At 72.3% G+C, this 8400-nt stretch carries 10 protein-coding genes; 8 read left to right on the top strand and 2 right to left on the bottom strand.

Translation table 11 applies throughout. The annotated features are described in order from the left end of the window. The 6 genes from GT030_RS00180 to GT030_RS00155 form a co-directional block, all read left to right on the top strand. Window positions 1-677: PfkB family carbohydrate kinase (locus GT030_RS00180; RefSeq protein ID WP_237522121.1), on the top strand; the 677-nt coding region annotated here is incomplete at its 5' end. A 408-nt stretch (window positions 678-1085) separates the two neighbouring features. Next, window positions 1086-2138: a PhoH family protein gene (locus GT030_RS00175; RefSeq protein WP_161199244.1), complete on the top strand. Its 1053-nt coding sequence runs from the start codon at window positions 1086-1088 to the stop codon at window positions 2136-2138. 12 nt (window positions 2139-2150) lie between these two features. After that, window positions 2151-2648, top strand: a complete 498-nt coding sequence (gene ybeY / locus GT030_RS00170; RefSeq protein ID WP_030814839.1) for an rRNA maturation RNase YbeY — start codon at window positions 2151-2153, stop codon at window positions 2646-2648. 16 nt (window positions 2649-2664) lie between these two features. Beyond that, a complete protein-coding gene (locus GT030_RS00165; RefSeq protein WP_161199243.1) occupies window positions 2665-3963 on the top strand; it encodes a hemolysin family protein in 1299 nt (432 codons plus the stop codon). Beyond that, window positions 3960-4319: an MmcQ/YjbR family DNA-binding protein gene (locus tag GT030_RS00160; RefSeq protein ID WP_086691126.1), complete on the top strand. Its 360-nt coding sequence runs from the start codon at window positions 3960-3962 to the stop codon at window positions 4317-4319. Before GT030_RS00165 ends, GT030_RS00160 begins: the two co-directional genes overlap by 4 nt. Window positions 4320-4363: 44 nt before the next feature. Continuing rightward, complete coding sequence (locus GT030_RS00155; RefSeq protein WP_161199242.1) at window positions 4364-5383, top strand: S66 peptidase family protein; 1020 nt, start codon at window positions 4364-4366, stop codon at window positions 5381-5383. A gap of 2 nt (window positions 5384-5385) precedes the next feature. Here the strand turns inward: GT030_RS00155 and GT030_RS00150 are convergent, their stop codons facing one another. Next, a complete protein-coding gene (locus GT030_RS00150) occupies window positions 5386-6795 on the bottom strand; it encodes an MFS transporter (RefSeq protein ID WP_161199241.1) in 1410 nt (469 codons plus the stop codon). 121 nt (window positions 6796-6916) lie between these two features. Between GT030_RS00150 and GT030_RS00145 the strand changes: the two genes are divergently transcribed. Then, a complete protein-coding gene (locus tag GT030_RS00145; protein WP_161199240.1) occupies window positions 6917-7774 on the top strand; it encodes a helix-turn-helix transcriptional regulator in 858 nt (285 codons plus the stop codon). Next, window positions 7771-8121, top strand: coding sequence for a cytidine deaminase (locus tag GT030_RS00140; RefSeq protein WP_161199239.1), 351 nt, complete (start codon window positions 7771-7773; stop codon window positions 8119-8121). Before GT030_RS00145 ends, GT030_RS00140 begins: the two co-directional genes overlap by 4 nt. 21 nt (window positions 8122-8142) lie before the next feature. Here the strand turns inward: GT030_RS00140 and GT030_RS00135 are convergent. Then, window positions 8143-8400 (bottom strand): P-II family nitrogen regulator (locus GT030_RS00135; protein WP_161199238.1); only part of this gene is annotated, 258 nt, incomplete at its 5' end.

Raw genomic sequence — 8400 nt, 5'->3', positions numbered from 1 at the left:
CCGCGCCCGACTGCCCGCCGCCCGCGCGGGCCGCCGTCGCCTCGCTCACGCCGGGGCGCCGGGCGCCCTGGATCGCCCAGGCCGCCCGTAAGGGCACCCGGATCTTCGCCGATGTCGGCTGGGACGACACCGGTGCCTGGGACCTGGCCGGGCTCGCCGACCTGGAGCACTGCGAGGCGTTCCTGCCCAACGCGGAGGAGGCGATGCGGTACACCGGCTCCACCTGCCCCAAGGCGGCCGCGCACGCCCTGACCGAGCACGTACCGGTCGCGGTCGTCACCCTCGGCGCGGAGGGCGCGTACGCGGTGGACCGGCGCACCGGGGAGACCGCCGAGGTGCCCGCCATCGCGGTGGAGGCCCTCGACCCGACCGGCGCCGGGGACGTCTTCGTGGCCGGCTTCGTCACCGGCACCCTCGCCGGCTGGCCCCTCGCCGACCGTCTCGCCCTCGCCGGTCTCACCGCCGCCCTGTCCGTCCAGGAATTCGGCGGCTCCCTCTCCGCCCCCGGCTGGTCCGAGATCGGCGCCTGGTGGCGCCGGGTCCAGTCCCTCGACACCCAGAACCCGGCAGCCCTGCGCCGCTACGCCTTCCTGGACCCCCTGATCCCCACCCACCTGGACCGGCCCTGGCCCCTCCGCCGGGCAGTCCCGACCATCGGCTTCGGCCGCAACACGTAACGCCTCCGGCGACCTGGCCGAGGGACTCGCCACCGGAGCCGCCCGGCCTGCCAGCGAGGAAGCCGAATGCCGGTCGGCACCCCGCGCCGGCCGCCCTGCGTCGCTCGCCGTCCGACGAGTCCAGGCGCAGGCGGCCGCGAGGTGGGCCGTCGGAGCAGCGGTGGCACGGTCTGACCTTGCCCGGCTGCGTCGTCGCGCCGTAGGGGCGGCCCGCGGCGCCCGCCGCGGGATCGGCGCCTTCTCGTCCGGCCCCGCCGATCACCTCCTCACCCGCCGAGGCGCCGCAGGCACTCTCGTGGGTGAAAACCGCTGCGGGGTTGACGGGGGAGCGGCGTACGCTTGAGGAGCCGAGGCCGCCGTTGGGGGCGGCCGGGATGAGGAGGAATCGCAGGCCATCAGCGCCGGCCCATGACTCAGACACCGACAGCTCATACCCCCGCGCAGGACCAGGCGAGAGCACGGATCAGCGTTCCCGCACAGCACCCGATGGTGACCGTGCTGGGCTCCGGCGACTCCCTCCTGCGCGTGATCGAGAAGGCCTTCCCGGCGGCCGACATCCACGTCCGGGGCAACGAGATCAGCGCGGTCGGCGACCCGGCGGAAGTCGCCCTCATCCAGCGCGTGTTCGACGAGATGATGCTGGTGCTCCGCACCGGGCAGCCGATGACGGAGGACGCAGTGGAACGCTCGATCGCCATGCTCAAGGCGAGCGACAACGGGACGAGCGACGGCCCCGAGACCCCGGCCGAGGTGCTGACGCAGAACATCCTGTCCTCGCGCGGCCGCACGATCCGCCCCAAGACCCTGAACCAGAAGCGCTACGTCGACGCCATCGACAAGCACACCATCGTCTTCGGCATCGGCCCCGCCGGTACCGGCAAGACCTACCTCGCCATGGCGAAGGCCGTTCAGGCGCTCCAGTCCAAGCAGGTCAACCGCATCATCCTGACCCGCCCCGCGGTCGAGGCCGGCGAACGCCTCGGCTTCCTCCCCGGCACCCTGTACGAGAAGATCGACCCGTACCTGCGCCCGCTCTACGACGCGCTGCACGACATGCTCGACCCCGACTCGATCCCGCGTCTGATGGCGGCGGGCACGATCGAGGTCGCCCCGCTCGCGTACATGCGCGGCCGCACCCTGAACGACGCCTTCATCATCCTGGACGAGGCCCAGAACACCAGCCCCGAACAGATGAAGATGTTCCTCACCCGCCTCGGCTTCGACTCGAAGATCGTCATCACCGGTGACATCACCCAGGTCGACCTCCCCGGCGGCACCAAGAGCGGTCTGCGCCAGGTGCAGGACATCCTGGAGGGCGTCGAGGACGTCCACTTCTCCCGCCTCTCCTCCCAGGACGTCGTCCGGCACAAGCTGGTGGGCCGTATCGTCGACGCGTACGAGAAGTACGACAGCCACGAGGGCACGGGCAAGACCGGCGCCAAGGGCTCCAAGGGGAAGTAGACCAGCACGACCATGTCGATCGACGTCAACAACGAATCCGGCACCGAGGTGGACGAGCAGGCGGTGCTCGACATCGCCCGCTACGCGCTCGCCCGGATGCGCATCCACCCGCTCTCCGAACTGTCGGTGATCGTCGTAGACGCCGACGCCATGGAGCAGCTCCACATCCAGTGGATGGACCTGCCGGGACCGACGGACGTCATGTCGTTCCCGATGGACGAGCTGCGCCCGCCGGGCAAGGACGACGAGGAGCCCCCGCAGGGGCTCCTCGGCGACATCGTCCTGTGCCCGGAGGTCGCGGCCCAGCAGGGCAAGGACGCCCCCACCCAGCACTCCATGGACGAGGAACTCCAGCTCCTCACCGTCCACGGTGTCCTGCACCTCCTCGGCTACGACCACGAGGAACCGGACGAGAAGGCCGAGATGTTCGGCCTCCAGGCCGCCATCGTCGACGGCTGGCGGGCCGAGCGCGGCCTGACCGGGCCGTCCCCGGCGCCGACCGTCTCGTAGGGCGGCCGGTACCTCAATGAGTCCGCAGATCGTGGTCGGCGCGGTCGCGCTGATCGTCGTGGCCTGGCTCGCCGCCTGCGCCGAGGCGGGCATCGCCCGCGTCTCCAGCTTCCGCGCCGAGGAGGCTGTCAAGTCCGGCCGCCGGGGCAGCGCCAAGCTGGCGCAGGTCGCCGCCGACCCCACCCGCTATCTCAACGTGGCGCTGCTGGTCCGCGTCGCCTGCGAGATGGCCGCCGCCGCCCTCGTCACCTACGCCTGCCTGCGCGCCTTCGACGCCACCTGGCAGGCCCTGCTGGTCGCCATCGGGGTGATGGTGCTGGTGTCGTACGTCGCCGTCGGCGTCTCGCCCCGCACCATCGGCCGCCAGCACCCCCTCTCCACCGCCACCGCGGCCGCGTACGTGCTGCTGCCGCTGGCCCGTGTGATGGGCCCCGTGCCCTCGCTGCTCATCCTCATCGGCAACGCCCTCACCCCCGGCAAGGGCTTCCGGCGCGGCCCCTTCGCCTCCGAGGCGGAGCTGCGCGCCATGGTCGACCTCGCCGAGCAGGAGTCGCTGATCGAGGACGAGGAGCGCCGCATGGTGCACTCCGTCTTCGAGCTGGGCGACACCCTGGTCCGCGAGGTGATGGTCCCGCGCACCGACCTGGTCGTCATCGAGCGGTACAAGACCATCCGGCAGGCCCTCACCCTCGCCCTGCGCTCCGGGTTCTCCCGCATCCCGGTCAGCGGGGAGAGCGAGGACGACATCGTCGGCATCGTGTATCTGAAGGACCTGGTCCGCAAGACGCACATCAACCGCGACGCCGAGAACGACCTGGTCTCCACCGCGATGCGCCCAGCCGTCTTCGTCCCCGACACCAAGAACGCGGGCGACCTGCTGCGCGAGATGCAGAAGGAACGCAACCACGTCGCCGTCGTCATCGACGAGTACGGCGGCACGGCCGGGATCGTCACCATCGAGGACATCCTGGAGGAGATCGTCGGCGAGATCACCGACGAGTACGACCGTGAGCTCCCGCCCGTGGAGGACCTCGGCGAGGGCCGCCACCGGGTCACCGCCCGCCTGGACATCACCGACCTCGGCGAGCTGTACGGGCTGGAGGAGTACGACGACGAGGACGTGGAAACCGTAGGCGGACTGCTCGCGAAGGCACTGGGCCGCGTGCCCATCGCCGGCGCGAGCGCCGAGGTCGAACTGCCCGACGAGCGACGGCTGAAGCTGACCGCCGAGGCCGCCGCCGGACGCCGGAACAAGATCGTGACGGTACTGGTCGAGCCCGCCGGGGTCCCGGCGCGGGAGGAGAGCACGGAATGAAGCCCCAGGAGCTGCGCGCCCTCTGCCTGTCCTTCAACGCGGTGGAGGAGGAGTTCCCCTTCAACCCGGACACCTCGGTCTTCAAGGTGCTGGGCAAGATGTTCGCCCTCGCGGCACTGGACGCGCGGCCCCTGACGGTCAACCTCAAGTGCGACCCGGAGGACGCCCAGCGCCTGCGCGCCGACCACGAGGGCCTGATCGTGCCGGGCTACCACATGAACAAGCGGCACTGGAACACCGTCACGGTGGACGCCGGCCTGCCCGACGCCCTGGTCAAGGAACTGGTCGAGGACTCCTACGACCTCGTCGTCGCGGGCCTGCCCAGGGCCGAGCGGCTGAAGCTCGACCGCCCCTGAAAACCCCTGCGGGCTCGCGGTGACCCCGTGTCAGAATCCGCCGCATGACACCTCGCTACCCGCGCCCGCTGCGCCCCGGAGACCGAATCGGCGTGACCTCGCCCTCCAGCGGGGTCCCGGACGCCCTGCGCGGCCGGCTCGACGTGGCCGTGGCCGACCTGAGGGCGCGCGGGTACGAGGTGACGGTCGGCCGGTGCATGGACGGCTCCGGTCATGTGAGCGCCCCGGCCGCCGAGCGGGCCGCCGAACTCACCGCGATGCTCACCGACCCCGAGATCCGGGCCGTGGTGCCCCCGTGGGGCGGCGAGACCGGCATCGACCTGCTCCCGCTGCTGGACTTCGCGGAGATCGGCCGGGCCGAGCCGACCTGGGTCGTCGGCTACTCCGACGTCTCGGGCCTGCTCGCGCCCCTGACCCTGCGCTCCGGGCTGCCCACCGTGCACGGCAACAACCTCATGGAGACCCCCTACGGGACCCCCGAGGGTCTGCTGTCCTGGCTGGACATCGTGGAGGCACCGCAGGGCGGCCCGGTCACCCAGACCCCGCCCGGCCGGTACCGCTCCGGCGGCTGGGACGACTTCGCCCGCCACCCCGACGTGCGTGATCCGGGGCTGGACACCGAGGGCACCTGGACCCGGCTGGACGGCACCGGTGACGTGGACGTGAGTGGCCGGCTGATCGGCGGCTGCGTCGAGATCCTGGCCAACCTCGCCGGGACCCCGTACCTGGACACTGCCGGACTCGCGCCCGGTGAGCCGCTGTTGGTGTACGTGGAAGCCTGTGAGGACAGCGCCTTCAGCATCTGCCGGAACCTGCACGGGATGCGGCTCGCCGGGTTCTTCGACCGGGCCGCCGCGATCCTGGTCGGCCGCACCAAGGCCCCGGACAGCTCCACCCTGACCCAGCACGAGGCGGTGCTCGATGCCCTCGGCCCGCTGGGCGTGCCGATCGTCGCCGACGTGGAGTGCGGGCATGTCGCCCCGTACCTTCCGCTGGTCAACGGCGCGCGCGGCCGCGTGGAGCACACGGCCGCGCGCAGCGCGATCACCCAGACCCTGGACTGAGGTCAGGCCCTGCGCAGCCCCAGGGCGATCAGGGCGGCAGCGCCCAGCACGATCGCCGCGGACAGGCCGATCACCGTGTGGACTCCGGCCAGCAGGTCGTCGGTGGTGGTGGCCAGCACGCCCAGCAGGGGCACCCCGACCGTGAGGCTGACCTGCTGGGTGGAGGTCACCAGCCCGGTCGCCAGCCCCTGTTCACCGTCCGCCACACCCGAGGTGACGGTGAGGCCGTACGAGATGATCGCGCCGAGGTGGCACATGCTGGCCAGGGACACGGCGGTCACGGCCAGCCACACCGACCAGCCCCCGGCGCTCAGCGGCAGCAGGGCGGCGGTGAGGAGCCCCTGCCCGGCCAGCGAGCCGGCCAGCGTGCGCCGGGCGCCGAACCGGCCGGTCACCCTCGGCGCCAGCACGCCCGCCACCGCCGACAGCACCCCCTGCACCCCGAAGACCAGCCCCGTCTCGAAGGCCGACAGCCGCAGGACCTCCTGGAGGTACAGGGTGAGGGCGAACACCACGGCCGACATCATCGAGAAGGTGACCAGCCCGCCCAGGTTGCCCCACGCCACCGTGCGGCGGCGCAGCATCGGCAGCGAGACCAGCGGCGCGGCCGTACGGGACTCGATCACGCCGAACGCGGTCAGCAGCGCGAGCCCGGCCACCAGGGCGGTCAGTACGTCCGCCCGGCCGAAGCCCCGGGCGGCGGCGGTGGACAGGGCATAGATCAGGGACAGCAGACCGGCGGTGACGGTGACGGCGCCCGGCACGTCCAGCCGGGGACGCTCGGGGGTACGGGACTCGGGCAGCAGACCCGGCGCGAGCGGCAGCACGATCAGCGCGAACACGGCCAGCAGCGCCATCGTGGACCGCCAGCCGAAGGCGTCGGTCAGCGCGCCGCCCGCGATCATGCCGGTGGTGAAGCCCAGCGACAGCAGCGTGCCGGAGATGCCGAGCGCGCGGTCGCGGGCCGGGCCTTCGGGGAAGGTGGTCGTCAGCAGCGACATTCCGGCCGGCACGATCGCCGCCGCGCCGAGCCCCTGGAGGGCGCGGCTGGTGAGGAAGGACGCCGGGTCCCACGCCAGGGCCGCCAGCAGCGAGGCGGCGCCGAACAGGGTGAGCCCGGTGAGGAACAGCCTGCGGCGGCCGAAGAGGTCGCCGACGCGGCCGAACAGCAGCAGGAAGCCGCCGGACGGCAGCGCGAACGCGGTGACCGCCCACTGCAGCGCCGTGCGGCTCATGCCGAGGCCGGTGCCCAGCTCGGGCAGCGCCACGTTCAGCACCGAGAAGTCGAGGGCGACCATGAACTGGGCCGCGCAGAGCACGAACAGGACGAGCCGGTCACGCGCCGAGAGCCGGACGGGGCCGACGGGCAGGCCGGGAGCGGGAGTTACGGGGACTGGGGTGTCGATCGCCATGGCAAAGAGCTTCCGACGGCCGGAAGAAACGTGGGGAGTCGGAACTTATGGTGGTGGTGGCACCACCAGACACGGCGACGAGGGGGACGGGGACGTGGCTGCGACGGCGAGCGTGACGAGCATGCCGGGAAATGAACGGCGCACCGAGCTGCGGGAGTTCCTGGTGTCCCGGCGTGCCCGGATCACCCCGCAGGAGGCCGGACTCCCGCTCGGCGGCGCCCGGCGCCGCACGCCCGGGCTGCGCCGGGAGGAGGTCGCGGTGCTGGCCGGGGTGAGCGCCTCCTGGTACCAGTGGCTGGAGCAGGGGCGGGACATCTCCGTCTCCCCGCAGGTGCTCGAGGCGGTCTCGCGGGTGCTGCGGCTGAGCGACGCCGAGGTGCGGCACCTCTATCTGCTGGCCGGCCTCAACCCGCCCGCGCCCGGAGTCGTCGCGGGGCGCCGGGACATGTGCGACGGGCTGCGGCGGCTGATCGACACCTGGATGCCGTATCCGGCGCACATCATGGACCGCTACTACAACTGCGTGATGTACAACGCGGCGGCGACCGCGGTGTTCGGCATGGGGGAGGGGTCCACCCCTCGGAACTGCCTGGTCGACTTCTTCGCCGACCCGCTGTTCCGCAGCCGCACGCTGAGCTGGGAGGCCAACGCGCGTACGGTCGTCGCGCAGTTCCGGGCGGCCTGCGCGGCGCACCCCGAGGACGAGGGGTTCCGGGCGGTGCTGGCCGAAGTGAGCGCCGTCAGCCCGGAGTTCAACGCCCTGTGGGCCGAGCGGGACATCGAGGACCAGGGGCAGATCCGCAAGGAGCTGATGCATCCCCGTGCCGGGCTGCTGGCGGTGGAGTCCACGGCCATGCGGGTACCGGCCCGGCCCGACCTGCTGATCGTGCTGCACACCCCGCTGCCGGAGGCGGACACCGCGGCGAAGCTGGAGTGGCTGGCGAACGGGTCCGACGGGGTTCGTATGCTCGGGGCATGAGCGAGAACGAGCTTGATCCAGAGGACCGCAAGATCGTGACCCTGGCCCGGTCGGTGCGGGCACGGAACGGGGTCCCGGAGGGGGCCGCCGTACGGGACTCCACGGGCCGCACGTACGCGGCCGGGACGGTGTCCCTCCCCTCGCTTCAGCTCAGCGCGCTGCGTACGGCTGTCGCCATGGCGGTGGCGTCCGGGGCGGAGTCCCTGGAGGCGGCGGCCGTCGTCAGCGCGACGGAGGATCTTCCGGCCGAGGACTTGGCCGCGGTGGCCGACCTCGGTGGCACGGGGACGCCTGTGCTGCTCGCCGGGGCGGACGGTGTCGTCAAGTCGACCGTCACGACTGACTGACGCCCACAGTCCGGGGACCGGTCACAACGCCTCCGGTCCCCGCTCGCCCGTCCTGACCCGCACCACCGTCTCCACCGGCACGGACCACACCTTGCCGTCCCCGATCCTGCCCGTCCTCGCGGCCTCCACGATGGCGTCGATCGCCTCCTCGGCCACCGCGTCCTCGACGACCAGCTCCAGGCGGACCTTGGGGACGAGGTCCACCACGTACTCCGCGCCCCGGTAGACCTCGGTGTGGCCGCGCTGGCGGCCGTAGCCGCTGGCCTCGGTGACGGTGAG

Origin of the sequence: Streptomyces sp. SID1328, from assembly GCF_009865595.1 — a bacterium.
GTDB lineage: Bacteria > Actinomycetota > Actinomycetes > Streptomycetales > Streptomycetaceae > Streptomyces > Streptomyces griseoluteus.
This window is presented reverse-complemented; position numbering and strand designations above follow the sequence as displayed.

Coding starts and splice junctions, on each gene's coding strand:
- GT030_RS00175 (WP_161199244.1), top strand. CDS start 1,086: ATGACTCAGACACCGACAGCTCATACCCCCGCGCAGGACCAGGCGAGA.
- ybeY (WP_030814839.1), top strand. CDS start 2,151: ATGTCGATCGACGTCAACAACGAATCCGGCACCGAGGTGGACGAGCAG.
- GT030_RS00165 (WP_161199243.1), top strand. CDS start 2,665: ATGAGTCCGCAGATCGTGGTCGGCGCGGTCGCGCTGATCGTCGTGGCC.
- GT030_RS00160 (WP_086691126.1), top strand. CDS start 3,960: ATGAAGCCCCAGGAGCTGCGCGCCCTCTGCCTGTCCTTCAACGCGGTG.
- GT030_RS00155 (WP_161199242.1), top strand. CDS start 4,364: ATGACACCTCGCTACCCGCGCCCGCTGCGCCCCGGAGACCGAATCGGC.
- GT030_RS00150 (WP_161199241.1), bottom strand. CDS start 6,795: ATGGCGATCGACACCCCAGTCCCCGTAACTCCCGCTCCCGGCCTGCCC.
- GT030_RS00145 (WP_161199240.1), top strand. CDS start 6,917: ATGCCGGGAAATGAACGGCGCACCGAGCTGCGGGAGTTCCTGGTGTCC.
- GT030_RS00140 (WP_161199239.1), top strand. CDS start 7,771: ATGAGCGAGAACGAGCTTGATCCAGAGGACCGCAAGATCGTGACCCTG.